We start from the raw sequence: 17,389 nt of genomic DNA, 5'->3' as shown, positions 1-17,389 counted from the left end.
CGTCATCGTTAATATAAGCAAGTGGCAATATTTAACCAAGGGCATCTTCCCTGATTCCCATAGACACCACAGGAGACATTCCATGAAGCGCCAGTTCATTGCCCTGAGCTTTGCCCTGTGTACGGCGATTGCCGCCGCTCAGGATGTGAAAGTGGTCTATCACGTCAACACCGGCGTGGAGACAGCGGCCGCCATACTCGCCAATATCAATAACGAACTCAACGCCTCGCCCACGGACAAGATTGTGGTGGTCACCCATGGACCAGGCATAGACTTTCTGCTGAACAATGCCAAGGATAGTAAGGGCCGCGAGTTCAGCGGCCAGGTCAGCGCACTGGTGGGGCGCGGCGTGGAGTTCAAGGTCTGCAACAACACGCTGCAAACGCGCAAGCTCGATGCCTCAAGCCTGCTGATGGAGGCCTCGGTCGTCCCCTCCGGTGTGGCCGAAGTCGCACGCCTGCAGGCCAAAGAAGGCTTTGTCTATCTCAAGCCCTGAACCGCACACGGCCATGAAAAAAGGCGCCTGGTGCGCCTTTTCTTCCTTTGGGGCTCAAGCCATCAGTTCTGTTCGATGGCAATCTGCACGCAGATAGTGCGGCACATATGGACGACCTTCTCGTTGGCGATGAAATAGTAGATGCTGACCCCTTCACGCCTGCGGCCCAGAATGCCGGACTGGTACAACGTGTTCAGATGCTGAGACATATTGGGCTGGGTCGTGTCTATGGAAGCCAGCAGCTCGGAGACGTTTTTTTCTCCGTTGCACAACGCGCTGATGATCTTCAGCCGCATGGGCGCAGCCATGGCTTTGAACAGCTCGGCCGCACTCTCGAAAACGCTGTCATCCTCAAGCTCTGACGATTCCATGAAACACTCCTGAACACCGCTTCAGACGGCAACCCTCAAATAGAGGTGGTACGCCATGGTGCATGGCACCAGTTTATAGGAAGGTCCTGCAGCGCCTGTCATCACCCGACGACAAACACTGATGGGCATCAGGCAATCCCGAAAAAGAAGCAGCCAGCGCCTGACTGCCATGAATTTCAGGAACTTTCATAGCTGAAACCCATTGCCAATATACGCAAGCAGCTATCAAAAAATCAAGCTGGCTTCCACTCAAGAGGCCAGGCACCGCTTTGCACGTTCTGCAGCCACAGGCAGCAGCTCAGGGTCTTGGCATCAGTGACCTGGCCACTACGCACGCCGTCCAGCAGCTCGTCAGCCGTCATGCTGCAGACATCGAGAAACTCGTCAGCATCGAGCTGGCGCTCGCCCGCGGTCAGGCCGCGCGCGAAGAAGATGTGAATGACTTCGTCGGAGTAGCCGATCGCCAGATGCATGGGGCCGGCATAGGCCCATTCCCGCGCGCTGTAGCCGGTTTCCTCCAGCAGCTCGCGCTGAGCGCAGATCAGCGGCTGCTCGCCCGCATCGAGCTTGCCTGCGGGAAACTCCGTCATGACCCGGCCCACGGGGTAGCGAAACTGCCGCTCCAGCAGCACGCGGCCATCGTCGAGCAGGCCTATCACCACCACGGCGCCGGGGTGCACCACATACTCGCGCGTGGCCTGCCCGCCATGAGGCAGACGCACGGTATCGAGCCTCACCTGCAGAAAACTGCCCTGGTGCACCAGCTCGCTTTTGATGGGGTGCTCGATCAGATGGGCTTCCTGAGCCTGTTTGTCTTGTTGGGTCATCTCCGACTCGTCTTTCAAAGCGCTGTGGTGACAGCGCAAATACATCCAAGGTTTTAATCTTCGCAGAAGCCGGCTTCACTTTCCTCCACTCAGACCATGATGCATCCCATCGACACAGCCCAGACAGACATACAGCGCCACCAGTTTGGCCGCGTGACGGTGTTTCGCGGCGCCAAGGGTGGCAAGTATCCGGACGGCAACCAGGTCATGATTCGCGGCAGCGATACGCTGGCAGCGCTGGATACGCCTATCGTTGCCAACCATATCGGGGCCGAGTTCGATGCCACCGAGCTGGTGGTGATGGGTCATGTGCATGAGGACCATATGGCCGGCCTGCACCGCCTACCAGACGCGCAGGTCTTTGCTCACGCGGGCGATCTGGCGGCCTTGCAAAGCTGGGAGGGCCTGGTTGCCACCTTTGGCTGGGCCGATTCGGCTCAGGCCGGCATCCTGCGCAGCAAGCTGGAGAGCGAATTCTTCTACGCCCCCAGACCCGATGCCAGGGGCTACGAGGATGGAGCCGTCTGGGAGCTGGGCCGGTCGCAGATTCGCGCCATTCATATGCCTGGCCATACCGCCGGCCATACCGTGCTGCTGATCGAGCCCGAAGGTGTTGCCTTTATCGGCGATATCGACCTGACAGGATTCGGCCCTTATTACGGCGATGCCTGCTCCTGTCTGACTGACTTTCGCCGCAGCCTGGCGCGGCTGCCCGAGATCGAGGCCCGGGTCTGGGTGACCTCGCACCACAAGGGCATTTACACGGAACGCGAGGCATTTATGCGAGACCTCAAGCGCTTTGCTGCGGTCATTGACGAGCGCGGTGCGCGCATTCTCGAATGGCTGGCGCAGCGGCCCATGACGCTCTCGCAGATGGTGGAGCAACGCCTGCTCTACCCGCAGGGCTTTGATGCGCCCTGGGTACAGGGGGCCGAGACGCGCAGCATTTCCCAGCATCTGGATGAGCTGCTGGCGGTCGGAGAAATCCTGCAGGAGCGCAACGTGCGCGGCGAAGACCTTTATCTGCGGGCTTGAATCCAGAGAAATAAAAAAGCCGACTTCTCAAGGAAGTCGGCGGTGGCAGGCGCTTGGCCACGCATCCACCAGGCAAGCGTGACAAACGCACAGCGGCTAGATCAGCCGGGCCCGGTCACCCGGGCTTTGAGACTCAGGCCACAGCGTCCATGGGCTTGCGCAGAAAGCCCTGGTTGGCGCCCTTGCGGTTGGGCGCGAAGCCGTTCTTGGCCAGGGTTTCGTCGGCGGTTTCGTAGAACACGCCGATCTGCTTGATCTCGCGGGCCTGCTGGGCCGTGGCAATCGGGCGACCGAACTCGCCCGCAATGCGCACCAGCTGCTTGATCTGCTCCACGGTGCTCATCTTGCCGGTGCGGGTCTGATTCCACAGCACGTCTTCGATACCGCAGCGCACATGCAGACCCAGGGCCATGCCGATCATATTGATGGGCAGCACGTTCAGCACCGAGCTTTCCACCGTCACGATGGCGTTGTCGGGCACGGCGCGCAGCATATTGGCCAGGTTGTAGATATTGGCCTGGTCCATGCCGCCGCTGATGGCGACCCAGTTCATGACCAGCGGCCCCTTGTAGACGCCACGGCGGATCATGCGCTCTATGGTTTCGAAACTGTTGATGTTGTAGACCTGGAAGGCGCTCTGGATGCCCTTTTCGGACAGGCGACGGATATGTTCTTCGACGAAGCTGGGGTTCGAGGGAACAATCATGTCCTTGTAGGTCTTGTGCAGATGCGGGAAGCCGCGCGAGACACCGCGGAAGTCGTCTTCGCCGGCATGCTCGGTCACGTTCATCTGCGTGGTGTTCACGGTCACCGTCACCTGGTCGGGCACGGGTGTCAGCTCGGCCAGCATATGGCGGGTATCGTCGGAGAGCCACTTGGCTTCGCCGTCCGGGCCTTCGGGCGCAAAGCTGATGGAGCCGCCGACCTGGATGATCATCTCGGGCACACGCTCACGCACACCGGCAATAAGCTCGTTGAACTTGGACAGACGCTTGCTGCCCTTGCCGTCGTCTTCACGCACATGCAGATGCAGCACGGTGGCGCCGGCCTCATAGCAGTCCACGGCCTTCTGAATCTGCTCTTCCATGGTGATGGGGATGTCCTCGGGGAAGTCCGAGGGAATCCAGCCCGGAGCGTAGGGAGCTGCAGTGATGATCAGCGGTTGCTGGTTTTCGGGATACAGGTGACCGTCAAGAAAGTTCATGGTTGTTGTCTCCGGTTTGAGTGCGAGAAATCAGTGTCTGGACAAACTGCATCAGCCGATTTCAGGCCATTGCCGATGCGTGAAGCCAGTATCAAATGCCGTGTGAGATGCCACTTTGCATTTCAAGACACGCGCTTTCTCAAACGCGACAAGACCAGCAAACCATGCCTGAAGGTGATTGGGGCAGGCAACGAGAGACGACATCGGTTCATGCACTGCAAAAGTCCAGGCGACTGCCGCGCACCATCGGCAACCTGCGATATCCCCCTCCTCGCGGCTCCGATTGCAAGGCGCCCATACCGCGCCTCAAGCACGCATCGAAGCCATGCAGGCTGCAACCCTACATCGGGTAAGTGCGGAGTACTGCAGTCATCAAATGCGAAGTCGCAGGCATGAAACGCCAAGTCACCGGACTTGCGGACCTCCATCATGAATTGGTGCATTCCTACACCCCAAGCACAAGAGCGCAGGGACATGCCGGCAGATTCAGCGGATCACCTATTCGTTGGGTCTGCCCCCTGCGAGACAGAGATCGGCGTCATGCCGAATGTCTGTCCCCCATGAAAAACGACAGGAGACATCAATGACAACCGCTGTGAATTTTGCTGGACCACCCGGCCCGCAAGTGATGCCCGTGATTCGCGTCTTGCGAGCCAGAGCCGATAGCGCCGCAGCAAGACAAGCTCTGAATGCTTGCGTTCTTGAAGATGGGCGGGTCACAGACTCTCCCGCCAGCGCCATCTGAGCAACTCCATTTAGGGAGCAACACATGCGAAACATTCCTCGAACCCTGCGTTCCTGCGCCGCAATTCTTTGCGTCGGCGTAATGGCCAGCACCGCCGTACAGGCTCAGCCCCCTGCACCCGCCTGGCCCGTCAAACCCATCCGCCTCGTCGTTCCTGCGCCTCCTGGTGGCATCACCGATGGTGTGGCGCGCCTGGTGGCCGATCATCTGCAGACCAATCTGGGCCAGCCCGTGGTCGTCGACAACAAACCCGGCGGATCGGCCGTGATTGCCGAGCGCGCCGTGATGAATGCACCTGCCGACTGGCATACGCTGATGATTGCGCCCTCCAGCATCTGGACCGACTTTCCACTCACCGTGAAGACGCCGTTTGACGTGCACAAGACATTCACTTATGTCTCGGATGTAGCCTCCATGGTGCATATGCTGGTGGCCAACAACAGCTTTCCCCCCAACAGGATTCAGGAGGTGCTGGACTATGCAAAAAAGAGCTCCGGCCCTATCAATATCGCCAACCTGAGCCCCGGCACTCGTTCAGACATGCTGGGTGGGTTGCTGAGCGAGAAAAGCGGCGGCAAGATCACCGCCGTGCCCTACAAGGGCTCGGCCCCTGCCATCGTCGATCTGATCGGCAATCAGGTACAACTGACTTTTGAAGTGGTGACCAATGCAGCCCCGCTGGTCAAGGCCGGCAAGATCAAGGCCCTGGGCGTGGTCTCGCCCAACCGCTCGCGCCTGCTACCCGATGTGCCCAGCTTTGCCGAGCAGAACATGCCCGACTTTGTGCTGCCCGATGCCAGTGTGGGACTGTTCGTGCTGAGCAGCACGCCCCCGGCCCTGACCCAGAAGGTGCGCCAGGAAATGGACAAGGTGACTCAATCCGCCAAGTTTCAGGCGCAGCTCAAAACCCAGGGCTTTGACGCCCCCCAGCCCAGCACGATGACGGAGCTGCAACAAAAAATGCTGAACACGGTGGAGCAGAACCGCAAAATTCTGAGCAAGCTCAGAATCGCCAGCAACTGAAGGACGCTGGCGTAGCCGCCCTCTTCCTGGGGTGGCACTTTGGTAGTGTGTTTGGCGGGCCCTTACGGCCCGCTTTTTTATGCGCCGCCTGTGCCTTCGGTCTGCGCCTTGGCACGGCTGTCCTTGGCACTGCAGCCGAACTGGCTCTGATACCAGCGTGAAAAACTGCTGGGGGCCGTAAAGCCCAGCAGCTCGGCCACTTCGGTCAGAGAGCGGTTGCTCTCGAACACATAGCGCACGGCCAGCTCCTTGCGGATATCGTTCATCAGCGAGGAAAAGCTCTGACCCTTTTCCGTCAGCCGGCGCTGAATGGTGCGTGGCACCACACCCAGGTGCTCGCTGACTTTCTCAATGCTGCAGCGCCCGCTGGGCAACAGCAGCAAGATGGTGCGGCGCACATCGTCCAGCACGGCTTCCTCGCTCATGGGAGCCACGGACTCCAGCAGCTTCTGGGCATAGCGCACCATGGCAGGGTCGGCAAATTCGTTGCGCGTATCGAGATCGGCCTTGACGCAAACAATGCAGTTGAACTCTTGATTGAACTCCACGCGCGGGCCGAACATCAGGTGATGCATGCTCAGGTCCTTGGGCGCGGCGTGCTCGAAACACACCATGCGAGGCTGCCAGTCGCGACCTATCAGCTGCCGAATGGCGCGCACCATCACGCCCAGCGCCAGCTCCACGCGCTGGCGCGTAGGCTCATGGGCACGGCCGGCCAGCAACAGCTCACGGATCAGCACCGTGTCGGCCTGCTCATCCAGCTCCAGCGTCATGGCGCCGTTGAGCAGGGCCAGATGACGCACCAGCAGGTTCAGCGAATCGCGCAGCGTAGCCTGATCGCGAATCAGCAGGCCCACCGGCCCCATATTGGACAGCAGGCGCGAGCGCGCCATGCACAGACCAAAGCTTTCATTGCCCGACTGCGTGGCCGAGGCCTGCAGCAAACGCCCCACCTTGTCCACCGGAATCATCAGATCCGGCTCGTCGAGCACACCGGGGCTCAGGCCGGCATCGAGCAGCATGCGCGCGCCATTCAGCCCCGAAGCCTGGGCGACTTCGGCGTAATTGGTCAAGCAGGCGGCGCGAACGAGAGAGGCCATGGGGTTTCACTAACTTGGCACTAATTGCAAAGCACCAGTCATGTAATGACAAGCGCCGATCGAGGGGAGTTTTCACACTGGCGACATTGATTCTATAAGGAGACTTCCCAATGAAAAACGAGGTTGGCGCAGCACCCGCCCTTATCCGCTCCAGCTCTTTGACCCGCTCGCTGGAAGTCAATCCTCTGACCTGCTCCATCGGTGCGGAGCTGTCCAACGTTCACCTGGGAGCGGCCGCCGAGGACGAAGGCCTGATGGCCGAGATCCGCCAGGCACTGCTCAAGCACCGCGTGATCTTTTTCCGCGACCAGGACATCACACGCGCCGAGCATGTGGCGTTTGCGCGCAAATTTGGCGAACTGGAAGACCACCCGGTAGTGGGAAGCCACCCCGAGCACCCAGGCCTGGTGCAGATCTACAAGACCCCCGACAACCCTCTGGACCGCAACGAGAACTCATGGCACACCGATGCCACCTGGCGCGAGCAGCCTCCCATGGGCTGCGTGCTGCGCTGCGTTGAATGCCCGCCAGTGGGCGGCGACACCATGTGGGTGAACATGGTGATGGCCTATGAGAACCTGCCAGACGACATCAAGGTCAAGATCGAGCATCTGCGTGCCCGCCATAGCATCGAAGCGAGCTTTGGTGCCGTCATGCCTATCGAAAAGCGTCTGGCACTCAAGGCCCAATACCCCGACGCCGAGCACCCCGTGGTCCGCATCCACCCCGAAACCGGCGAGAAGATTCTGTTCGTCAACAGCAGCTTCACCACCCATTTCACCAACTACAACACACCCGCCAATGTGCGCTTCGGCCTGGACAAATCGCCCGGCTCCTCGCAACTGCTCAATTACCTGACCAGCCAGGCCATGATTCCCGAGTACCAGGTGCGCTTCAAATGGAGCAAAAACAGCGTAGCCTTCTGGGACAACCGCTCCACCCAGCACTACGCAGTGATGGACTACCAGCCCTGCCACCGCAAGATGGAACGCACCGCCATCATCGGCGGCCCCACGGACTGAGCCAGGAGACAGAAGATGGCCTTGAAGCACACGATTCTCATCATCCCCGGCCTGCGCGACCATGTGGAAGAGCACTGGCAGACGCTGCTGGCCAAGGAGCTGACTGCGCAGTCCGTCCCCTGCGTCACCGTGCCACCGCTGGAGCAGGACAAGCTCAGCTGCCAGGCCCGCCTGGACGCGATCGACCGTGCACTAGACGGTATCGACGGCCCCGTCATCATCGTGGCGCACAGCGCCGGCTGCATGATGGTCGCGCACTGGGCGCTGCGCCGAGCCCGTCCCATTCTCGGAGCCTTGCTGGCAGCCCCCGCCGATGTGGAAACCCAGATGCCTGCCGGCTACCCCCCCAAGGATGTGCTGGCAGCCCACGGCTGGACGCCCATCCCGCGCCAGCGCCTGTCGTTTCCCACACTGCTGGCAGCCAGCAGCAATGACCCGCTGACCCAGTTGGAGCGCGCGCGTGGCTTTGCGCGCGACTGGGGGAGCGAGCTGGTGGAGCTGGGCCCCCAGGGCCACCTGAACCCGGCCTCGGGCCATGGCCCCTGGCCGCAAGCAAAACAGCTGATCGAGGATTTGCAGGCTCGGATCGAAGCCCGACAGCCCGAGCCAACGGCCTGAACCGCCCGAAGACCATCACGATGAATGCGCAGCCACCCACAATATATAAAAGGTGCGCGCAGATGGGGAGCCAGATCTCCCCATTGAAGGAGACAAGCAATGAAGGCAACGACACCCGCCTCACGCAATTCAGTGGACACCGCAGGTTCTCGCACCGCGACAGCCTGCGCACTGCGCCGGAAATTAGGCCTGGCCGTCATGGCCGTGGCCGCCAGCCTGGCCTTGCCCGCACAGGCCGAGCAGACCGTGGACTGGCCGACCAAGCCCATACGCCTGATCGTCACCGGGCCTGCCGGCGGCACGGCTGACACCCTGGCCCGCCTGCTGGCAGAGGGCATGCAGCAAGAGCTCAAGCAGCCCGTGATCGTGGAATCCAAGCCCGGTGCCTCGGGGGCCATCGGCATCCAGGACCTCAAGTCCCATGGCAAAAACGGCTACACCTTTCTGGTGATTCAGGACGGAGCACTGAGCGAGGCGCCCCTGGCCCAGAAAGTCAGTTTCGACCCGTTCAAGGACCTGACGCCGCTGGCCCAGCTCACACGCACCGGACTGGTCATGGTCGCCAACAAGGATCTGCCGTTCCAGACCCTGCCCGAATTCATCAGCTACGCCAGACAGCAACGCGACGGCGTGGACTTTGCCTCCTACGCCACGGGCCTGAAGGGTCACACCTCGGGCATGCTACTGGGCCAGTTGGCCAAGATCAATATGCGCCATGTGGGCTACAAGGGCTCGCCCCCTGCGCTGGTGGACCTCATGGGCGGCCATGTCCCGGTGATGTTCGATGGCGTCACCACTTCGCTACCCCTGATTCGCAGCGGCAAGATCAAGGCGCTGGCCGCCGTCTACCCGAGCCGCCTGCAGACTTTGCCAGAGGTGCCGACCTTCACGGAGCTGGGCTACCCCCAGCTTTCCAAACCAGGCTGGTTCGCCCTGTGGTCCCACCCGCAAACCCCGGCAGCCATCCAGCAGAAGCTGCGGGACGTGGCGCTGGCACATTTCCGCAAGGAGGCCGTTCTCAAGCAGCTCGCCACGGTGGGCATGGAGCCTGGCCAGCCCCTTACCACGGCAGAAATGACGGCCGACCTCAAAGAGGCCAGCCGCAAGCAGGCAGCCCTGCTCAAGTCCATAGGCTACAAGCCCGAAAACTGAGGCCCGGGTCCTTGAGCAGTTGCCCTCAAGCTGCTCCATTACTTATCTGATTCAAGACCTCTGCCCGGTGCCCACCCTTGGCACCGTGGGCGGCCGCACCCAGCTCCAGTCCTTTGGCGGGATTAGAGCTGGGGGCTTGCCTGCGCCCTCAACCCATCCCCAGGCCCGGCCTTGCCCTGCTGTGTTTTTCGTCGGTTTGCCATCAGGCATCTTTTTTCAACGGTTCAAGGAGACATGAATGACTACAAAAAAAATGGCTTTCAATGCGCTGAGCGCTCTCGCATGCACGCTGGCGCCGCTGGCAGCCTCGGCACAATCCTCTGTGCAGGTCTATGGCGTGGTGGATATGGCCGTATCCAATTACCGCGGCGCTGGCGCAGGCTCGCGCCAGATGCTGACCTCCAGCGGCAATCAGGCCAGCCGCCTGGGCTTCAAAGGCCGTGAAGATCTCGGCAGCGGTCTGGCCGCCGGCTTTGATCTGGAAGCGGGTCTCAATACCGACAACGGCACCGGCCAGGCCTCCAACACCAACAACCAGCCTTCGGGGGCAGGCAGCAGCAACGGTCTGAGCTTCAACCGCAAGGCCCTGGTCTATCTGCAGAGCAAGCAATGGGGCGAGGTACGTCTGGGCCGTGACTATGTGCCCGCCTTCTGGAACATGTTCAACTACGACCCCTTTCGCCTGGGCGTGGGCATGAGCCTGCATGTGCTGCACGGCACCACTGTGACGGGCTTTCGGGCATCGAACAGCATTGGCTACTTCTCGCCCGGCTGCTCCAGCTCCAGTTGCAAAGGCCTGTTCTATCAGTTGATGACTGCATTCGGTGAAAACGATGCCGGCCCCAACCGCCAGGACGGCCGCGTCTATGGTGCACGCCTGGGCTATGGAGGCGACAACTGGGATGCAGCCGTCGCCATCACGTCCACCAAGAACCGTGCGGCCGACGATTACAGACAGATCAATGCCGCCGCATCCTACCTCTGGGAGGGCCACCGCCTCATGGTTCTGGCTGCCGATCACCGCACCGGCAACCGCCTGGCAGGTCTGGACAATGCCGACCATGTACGCTACTGGCAGCTGGGTGCCATCTGGAAGGTCGGCAACGGCAATATCCCCATGAGCTTCATGCGCCTGAACCGCAATGACAACAGCGGCAGCAGCTCCAACAAGTACGCCGTGGGTTATGTGCACAACCTCTCCAAGCGCACCGCACTCTACGGCACCTATGCCTATGTAGACAACCGCGGCAGCATCAACCTGCCGGTGGCCACGGGCGCGCTGCAAGGCCCGATTCCAGTCGCTGGCGGCAATGCCTCGGGCTTTGACATCGGCATTCGCCACACGTTCTGAGTCCAATCCATGGCAACCGGCACCTGCCGGTTGCCGACCAGAGGACATCAATCCTGAAACCATAGAAGAAGGCCCGCAGAGAAAATCTGCGGGCCTTCTTCTATGCACATCAGCGCTCGATGGTTTATCAGCAGTTGTCAGGCGGTTTGAGCCAGAGCAGTCCCTCTCTGACAAGAACTTCGTAGAGAGGAATCGTCATCTGCGGCGATGCCGTGCACTTGCCGCTGCGGATATCGAACTTGAGTCCATGCGCGGGGCAGCTCAGCACATGGGCATCGCAATTGCCACCGGCCATGGAGGCACCCGCATGCGGGCAGTTGTTCTCCAAGGCATAGAACTCGCCTTCGACATTCAGCAGCAAGATGCTCTGGCCACCAGGCGTGAAGACCAGCTTTCGCCCGCCCGGCGGCAAATCCCGCACGGCGCCGGCGGCCAGCAATGCGGTATCAGGCGAAAGCGCTGTCGGCAACACGGGCATGCTCCATGGCGCGCAGCAGCTCTGCGGGCGCCACAGCGCCCGTCACCTGCAGGCGCTGGTTGAACACCATATGCGGCACGCCACCGGCGTGGCCCACCTCGCTTTGGTAGCGCAGCGCATCAAAGCGGGAGGGATTCCAGTCCAGTGCTGCCGAATGCGCCAGCTGCTGCAGCACCATGACCGAGCCTATATCGCGGCCCTGCACAAAGTAAGCGGCAAAGATGGACTCCACAAAGCGGATCATGGATTCGCCATCGAGCAGAGTCTGGGCGTAGTTGACCAACGCACAAACCAGACGCGTGCTGGGGAAGGTTTCAATCAGCGCATGATTGATCTGCAGGCCCGCCGCGTGGGCCGCCGAGCGCACCTGGGCACGGCGAACCTCCACGGCCCTGGGACCGCCCAGCCTGGCTTCGTAGAAGGCCTGGTAAGGCACTCCATGCTCCGGGATATGGGGCAGCAGAGTGTCTGCATGCCAATGGATTGCAAGCTGCTGGTCCGGATATCTGGCCAGCAGCATCTCACGGGCGGCCAGCAGATTGCGCAGACCGATCCAGCACCAGGGGCAGATCAGGTCCAGCGAAAAGTCGACCTGCAGTGTCGTTGCAGCAGAGCTTTGAGTCATGGCATTTATTTCCTTGGGCAATCACCGGGGTTGATGCAAAAAAGGGCTGAATGGCTCAGCCCTTTTCATACCGAAGTGCTGCCTTTGGTATCTCAGAGCGTGAAGATGGCCGATCCCACAATCTTGCGGGCTTCCAGATCGCGGTGAGCCTGAACGGCGTCTTCCAGCGCATAGCGCTTGCTGATGTCCACCTTGATACGGCCTTCGGCCACATGGGCGAACAACTCGTTGGCCAGCTCTGCGCGTTCCGTGGGGTCGGCGATGTAATGCGCCGATGCGGGACGGGTCAGGAAGAGCGAGCCCTTGCCGGCCAGAATCTGTGGGTTGAATGGAGGAATGGAGCCAGAGGCCGTGCCCAGACAGACCATCAGGCCGCGCACCTTCAGGCTGTTGAGCGAGCCCTCGAAAGTGTCCTTGCCCACGCTGTCGAAGACGGCATTCACGCCCACGCCGTCAGTCAGTTCACGCACACGCTTGGCCACGTCTTCGTGGCTGTAGTTGATGGTGTGAACGCAGCCGTTGGCCTTGGCCACTTCGGCCTTGGCATCGCTGGAGACTGTGCCGATCACATTCAGGCCCTCCAGCTTTGCCCACTGCGACACCAGCAGGCCCACGCCACCGGCTGCAGCGTGCAGCAAGATGGTGTCGCCCTTCTTGAAGTCCCAGATGCGGCGCATCAGGTAAGCCGCCGTCAGTCCACGCATGGTGATGGCTGCTGCGGTTTCAAAGCTGATATTGTCAGGCAGACGGATCAGGGGGGCAGCAGAAATCAGGCGCTCCGTTGCGTAAGCGCCGATGGTGTTCAGTGCACCGGTATAGGTCACGCGGTCGCCGACCTTGAAATCCGTCACGCCGTCGCCCACGGCCGTGATCGTGCCGCAAGCCTCGCTGCCCACGCCCGCGGGCAAAGGAGCGGGATACAGACCGGAGCGGAAATAGGTATCGGCAAAGTTCAAGGCCACAGCGCCTTGCTTGAGGCGGACCTGACCTGGACCGGGTTGGCCGACTTCAATGTCTTCCTGTCGCAACACCTCGGGGCCGCCAACTTCGTGATAACGGATTACTTTAGCCATACAAACTCCCAGTCAGATACCAATCGAAAGGTGATGCAGCACACTGCCTCACCTCGAACAGAAGCAATACGAATCAATGACTTAGGCCATATCCCCGGTATTCTTCCATTCAGACTGGGTTGAATTTATGGGAATTCGGCTCCAGGACATTTCCCGAGAACGCCGCTCTCTTGTCTTTACGCGACACCACGGGTAAACACCAGGTCAAAAAAGTTAACTATAAAGTTTCTCTTTGATTGAAAGCTTGCCGCAAGCGTTGGCCACCATATTGCGCGTCTGCGACTGCGGCAAGCCCGTCACAGCCTCTAGAATCATTCCGTTTACGTAAACGTCAAACCAATGCGAGGTCCTGACATTCTTGCCAGGCGCCAGACATGAAGTCGAGGGAAGCCCCTGCCATCCGTGGCAGGCAACATCCCCAACAATCCAAGGCACAACCCAGGTCTGGCAGCCAGCCGGGCCAGCATTCAAGGAAACAGAGACGATGACCTACAAAGCGCCCATCAAAGACATGCTGTTCGACATGGAGCATCTGGCCCAGATCGAGCAAGTCGCCCAGATTCCCGGCTTTGAAGATGCGGGGCTGGAAACTGCGCAGGCCGTGCTCGAAGAATGCGCCAAGCTCTGCGAAGGCGTGGTCGCCCCCCTGAATGTTCCCGGCGACCTCAATCCCTCTTCCTTCAAGGATGGTGTGGTCACTACCACGCCCGGCTTTGCCGATGCCTTCAAGCAGTACGCCGAAGGCGGCTGGCAAGGCCTGCAGCACCCAGCCGACTTTGGCGGCCAGGGGCTGCCCAAGACCATTGGCGCGGCCTGTATCGAGATGCTCAATAGCGCCAACCTGAGCTTTGCTCTGTGCCCGCTGCTGACCGACGGCGCCATCGAGGCGCTGCTGACTGCCGGCAGTGACGCGCTCAAGTCCACCTATCTGGAAAAGCTCGTGACCGGCGAATGGACAGGCACCATGAACCTGACCGAGCCCCAGGCCGGCTCCGACCTGGCCCTGGTGCGCACCAGGGCCGAGCCTCAGGGCGACGGCAGCTACAAGGTCTTCGGCACCAAGATCTTCATCACCTATGGTGAGCACGATATGGCGGACAACATCGTCCACCTGGTGCTGGCCCGCGTGGCGGGGGCGCCCGAAGGCGTCAAGGGGATCAGCCTGTTTGTCGTGCCCAAGTTCCTGGTGAACCAGGACGGCTCCTTGGGCAAGCGCAACGATGTGCACTGCGTCAGCATCGAGCACAAGATGGGCATCAAGGCCTCGCCCACGGCCGTGCTGCAATTTGGCGACAACGGAGGAGCCATCGGCTACCTCGTGGGCGAGGAAAACCGCGGCCTCGAATACATGTTCATCATGATGAACGCCGCCCGCTATGCCGTGGGCCTGCAGGGCCTGGCCGTCGCCGAGCGTGCCTACCAGCACGCCGTGGCCTACGCCAAGGAACGCGTGCAAAGCCGCCCCGTCGACGGCTCGATCAAGGCCAGCGCCACCATCATTCACCACCCCGACGTGCGCCGCATGCTGATGACCATGCGCGCCAGCAACGAGGGCTGCCGCGCCATGGCAACCGCCGCCGCTGCCGCCTACGATGCCGCCCACCACCATCCGGACGCAGAAGTGCGTCAGGCCAATCAGACCTTCTATGAATTCATGGTGCCCCTGGTCAAGGGTTACAGCACCGAAATGAGCCTGGAAGTGACCAGCCTGGGCGTGCAGGTGCATGGCGGCATGGGCTTTATCGAGGAAACCGGCGCCGCCCAGTACTACCGCGACGCCAAGATCCTGACCATCTATGAGGGCACGACTGCCATCCAGGCCAATGACCTGGTCGGCCGCAAGACCGCGCGTGATGGCGGCCAGACCGCCAAGGCCATTGCCGCCCAGGTCGAAAAGACCGAGGCGGCTCTCATTGCCAGCGGCACCGATACGGCCAAGGCGGTCGCGAGGAATCTGGCCCAGGCCCGTCAGGCCTTTGTGCAGGTGGTGGACTTCATCGTGGCCCAGGCCAAGGCCGACCCCAATGCGGCCTATGCGGGCAGCGTTCCCTATCTGATGCTCACCGGCAACCTGGTCGCCGGCTGGCAACTGGGCCGCTCGGTGCTGGCCGCGCAGGAGCTGCTGGCCAAGGGCCAGGACAAGGCCTTCATGCAGGCCAAGCTGGCCACGGCACAGTTCTATGCCGAACATATCCTGACCCGGGTGCCCGGCCAGGCCGATGCCGTGATCAACGGTGCGGCCAGCGTGATGGCATTGCCCATGGATCTGTTCTGATCCTGCACCTGAAGGCGGGGCGATAACGCCCTGCCTCATCATGAAATGCATGGAAATAGCGGCTAACGCTTATGGATAAAGCGCTAGCCGCTATTTTTTTGAATCCCTAGAACACATCTGCCAGGACTTACGCAAACAAGATTGCAGCGACGGCCTGCCTCATGCAGCAGTCATCCTGCCTGAACCCGTTCCATGCCATCCTCATTGCTTTTCACCGGGATTATGACGCGGATGTACAAACCCTCAGTCAGGCCTCGTGGTCATTTAGATTCGCAGGAATTTTCCATTTAATTCGTAGGCGTCGCCTAACGTCCCACACTCCTGCTACTTGAAAATGCCAAATGAAAGTAAATCAGTTTGGAGAAGTTGAGCAACAAATTACTTTGAGCATTGTCTAAATTCGGAAAACGATTTCCAAATCAAATGACGCTGAATGCACTCTCACTCAAAGCAGCACAATGTCATATTGCTCCTGCGCCATCGCAGTCTCGGCCTGCAGCGAAATGGGCTTGCCGATGAAGTCCGAAAGGCTGGCCAGATGCTGGCTTTCCTCGTCGAGGAACATCTCCACCACTTTGGGCGATGCCACGACGCGGAACTCATGCGGATTGAACTGGCGGGCTTCGCGCAGGATTTCGCGCAGCACCTCGTAGCAGATGCTGCGCGCGGTCTTGACGTTGCCCTTGCCGGAGCAGGCTTCACAGGGCTCGCACAGCATATGGGCCAGCGACTCGCGCGTACGCTTGCGCGTCATCTCCACCAGGCCCAGCTGAGAGAAGCCGCCAGCCATGGTCTTGACGCGGTCGCGTGCCAGCTGGCGGCGGAATTCGGAGAGCACCTCGCCCTGATGCTCCTCGCGCACCATGTCGATGAAGTCCACGATGACGATGCCGCCCAGGTTGCGCAGGCGCAGCTGACGTGCAATGGCGTGCGCCGCTTCCAGGTTGGTCTTGAAGATGGTGTCGTCAAAATTGCGCGCACCGACATAGCCGCCGGTATTCACATCGATGGTGGTCAGGGCTTCGGTCTGATCGACGATCAGATAGCCGCCCGACTTCAGATCCACACGCCGCCCCAGCGCACGCGCGATTTCCTCGTCGATGTTGTAGAGGTCGAAAATCGGCCTCTCGCCCTTGTAAAGCGCCAGCTTGGGCACGGCCGCCGGCATGTATTCCTGGCCAAAGCTCTTGAGCAGCGCAAACTGCTCGCGCGAATCGATGCGAATGCTCTGGGTGTTCTCGCCGACCAGATCCCGCAGCACACGTTGCAGCAGGTTTAGATCCTGATGCAGCACCGACATGACGGGCAGCTTCTGCGCCGCATCCTTGATGCGCGCCCAGGTCTTGCGCAGATAGCGGATGTCATCGGCCAGCTCGGCATCGCTGGATTCCTCGCCATTGGTGCGCAGAATGAACCCGCCGCCACCGCCCCCCTCCTTGGTGCCTACCAGCTCCTGCAGACGAGCCCGCAAGGCGTCGCGCTCGTTCTGGGGAATTTTCTGGGAGATGCCGATATGGTCGTCCTGCGGCAGAAACACCAGCAGGCGCCCTGCAATGCTGATCTGCGTGGAGAGGCGCGCACCCTTGGTACCTATGGGGTCCTTGATGACCTGCACCATGATGGACTGCCCCTCGAACACCTGCTTTTCGATGGGCGTCAGCGGCTGGTCCTTGCGCGCGAACATCGGGGCTTCGCCATTTTCCTGACGCTGCCAGACATCGGCCACATGCAAAAAGGCCGCACGCTCCAGACCGATATCGATGAAGGCGGACTGCATGCCTGGAAGCACACGCGAGACCTTGCCCAGATAGATGTTGCCGACGAGTCCCCGCTCCAGCGGGCGCTCCATGTGCAGCTCCTGCACGGCGCCGTTTTCGACAATCGCCACCCGCGTTTCCTGCGGCGACCAGTTGATCAGAATATCTTGCTGCATTGACTGTCGTTCTTTCTTTATATGTCCTGGCTTTTGCTGCGCCCAGTGTGCGACGCGCGCA

16 protein-coding genes are annotated in these 17,389 nt (G+C 60.8%); 8 read left to right on the top strand and 8 right to left on the bottom strand.

Annotated features, from left to right (window positions below; genetic code table 11):
• Positions 1 to 82: 82 nt before the first annotated feature.
• Positions 83 to 496: a DsrE family protein gene (locus JAO85_RS12950; RefSeq protein ID WP_046460159.1), complete on the top strand. Its 414-nt coding sequence runs from the start codon at positions 83 to 85 to the stop codon at positions 494 to 496.
• 62 nt (positions 497 to 558) lie between these two features.
• On the opposite strand, the gene JAO85_RS12945 is transcribed toward JAO85_RS12950, so the two are convergent.
• Positions 559 to 867 (bottom strand): metalloregulator ArsR/SmtB family transcription factor, encoded by a 309-nt coding sequence (locus JAO85_RS12945; protein WP_003053925.1) that lies wholly within the window; start codon positions 865 to 867, stop codon positions 559 to 561.
• A gap of 233 nt (positions 868 to 1,100) precedes the next feature.
• Positions 1,101 to 1,694, bottom strand: a complete 594-nt coding sequence (locus tag JAO85_RS12940; RefSeq protein WP_046460158.1) for an NUDIX domain-containing protein — start codon at positions 1,692 to 1,694, stop codon at positions 1,101 to 1,103.
• A gap of 96 nt (positions 1,695 to 1,790) precedes the next feature.
• Between JAO85_RS12940 and JAO85_RS12935 the strand changes: the two genes are divergently transcribed.
• A complete protein-coding gene (locus JAO85_RS12935; protein WP_202788209.1) occupies positions 1,791 to 2,729 on the top strand; it encodes an MBL fold metallo-hydrolase in 939 nt (312 codons plus the stop codon).
• A gap of 133 nt (positions 2,730 to 2,862) precedes the next feature.
• On the opposite strand, the gene JAO85_RS12930 is transcribed toward JAO85_RS12935, so the two are convergent.
• A complete protein-coding gene (locus JAO85_RS12930) occupies positions 2,863 to 3,933 on the bottom strand; it encodes a 3-keto-5-aminohexanoate cleavage protein (RefSeq protein WP_012838850.1) in 1,071 nt (356 codons plus the stop codon).
• 769 nt (positions 3,934 to 4,702) lie between these two features.
• Between JAO85_RS12930 and JAO85_RS12925 the strand changes: the two genes are divergently transcribed.
• The gene (locus JAO85_RS12925) at positions 4,703 to 5,701 is read left to right on the top strand and encodes a tripartite tricarboxylate transporter substrate binding protein (RefSeq protein WP_237734827.1); all 999 of its coding nucleotides are present in this window, start codon (positions 4,703 to 4,705) and stop codon (positions 5,699 to 5,701) included.
• Positions 5,702 to 5,778: 77 nt separating this feature from the next.
• On the opposite strand, the gene JAO85_RS12920 is transcribed toward JAO85_RS12925, so the two are convergent.
• Complete coding sequence (locus JAO85_RS12920; protein WP_003062790.1) at positions 5,779 to 6,801, bottom strand: AraC family transcriptional regulator; 1,023 nt, start codon at positions 6,799 to 6,801, stop codon at positions 5,779 to 5,781.
• A 110-nt stretch (positions 6,802 to 6,911) separates the two neighbouring features.
• Between JAO85_RS12920 and JAO85_RS12915 the strand changes: the two genes are divergently transcribed.
• From JAO85_RS12915 to JAO85_RS12900, 4 genes are all read left to right on the top strand, one after another.
• Complete coding sequence (locus JAO85_RS12915; RefSeq protein ID WP_052088092.1) at positions 6,912 to 7,823, top strand: TauD/TfdA family dioxygenase; 912 nt, start codon at positions 6,912 to 6,914, stop codon at positions 7,821 to 7,823.
• 15 nt (positions 7,824 to 7,838) lie between these two features.
• Entirely contained in the window at positions 7,839 to 8,441 is a 603-nt protein-coding gene (locus JAO85_RS12910; RefSeq protein WP_202788208.1) for an alpha/beta hydrolase, read from the top strand.
• Between the two features lie 99 nt (positions 8,442 to 8,540).
• Positions 8,541 to 9,593: a tripartite tricarboxylate transporter substrate binding protein gene (locus JAO85_RS12905; protein ID WP_202788207.1), complete on the top strand. Its 1,053-nt coding sequence runs from the start codon at positions 8,541 to 8,543 to the stop codon at positions 9,591 to 9,593.
• Positions 9,594 to 9,831: 238 nt separating this feature from the next.
• A complete protein-coding gene (locus JAO85_RS12900) occupies positions 9,832 to 10,944 on the top strand; it encodes a porin (protein WP_232096800.1) in 1,113 nt (370 codons plus the stop codon).
• A gap of 127 nt (positions 10,945 to 11,071) precedes the next feature.
• On the opposite strand, the gene JAO85_RS12895 is transcribed toward JAO85_RS12900, so the two are convergent.
• The 3 genes from JAO85_RS12895 to JAO85_RS12885 form a co-directional block, all read right to left on the bottom strand.
• On the bottom strand, positions 11,072 to 11,422 hold the full coding sequence (locus JAO85_RS12895) for a Rieske (2Fe-2S) protein (protein WP_202788206.1): 351 nt from the start codon (positions 11,420 to 11,422) through the stop codon (positions 11,072 to 11,074).
• On the bottom strand, positions 11,391 to 12,047 hold the full coding sequence (locus tag JAO85_RS12890) for a DsbA family protein (RefSeq protein ID WP_034389765.1): 657 nt from the start codon (positions 12,045 to 12,047) through the stop codon (positions 11,391 to 11,393). The genes JAO85_RS12895 and JAO85_RS12890 overlap by 32 nt, the downstream gene beginning before the upstream one ends.
• Positions 12,048 to 12,139: 92 nt before the next feature.
• Entirely contained in the window at positions 12,140 to 13,120 is a 981-nt protein-coding gene (locus JAO85_RS12885; protein WP_003053906.1) for a quinone oxidoreductase, read from the bottom strand.
• Positions 13,121 to 13,604: 484 nt separating this feature from the next.
• On the opposite strand from JAO85_RS12885, the gene JAO85_RS12880 reads away from it, so the two are divergent.
• Complete coding sequence (locus JAO85_RS12880) at positions 13,605 to 15,395, top strand: acyl-CoA dehydrogenase (protein WP_202788205.1); 1,791 nt, start codon at positions 13,605 to 13,607, stop codon at positions 15,393 to 15,395.
• Between the two features lie 445 nt (positions 15,396 to 15,840).
• Here the strand turns inward: JAO85_RS12880 and rng are convergent, their stop codons facing one another.
• Complete coding sequence (gene rng / locus JAO85_RS12875) at positions 15,841 to 17,328, bottom strand: ribonuclease G (protein WP_003062776.1); 1,488 nt, start codon at positions 17,326 to 17,328, stop codon at positions 15,841 to 15,843.
• Positions 17,329 to 17,389 lie beyond the last annotated feature (61 nt).

It is taken from the genome of Comamonas sp. NyZ500, from assembly GCF_016772095.1.
Classification (GTDB): domain Bacteria; phylum Pseudomonadota; class Gammaproteobacteria; order Burkholderiales; family Burkholderiaceae_C; genus Comamonas; species Comamonas thiooxydans.
Note: the sequence above shows the minus strand (reverse complement) of the source record. Positions and strands in the feature narration are given on the sequence as shown.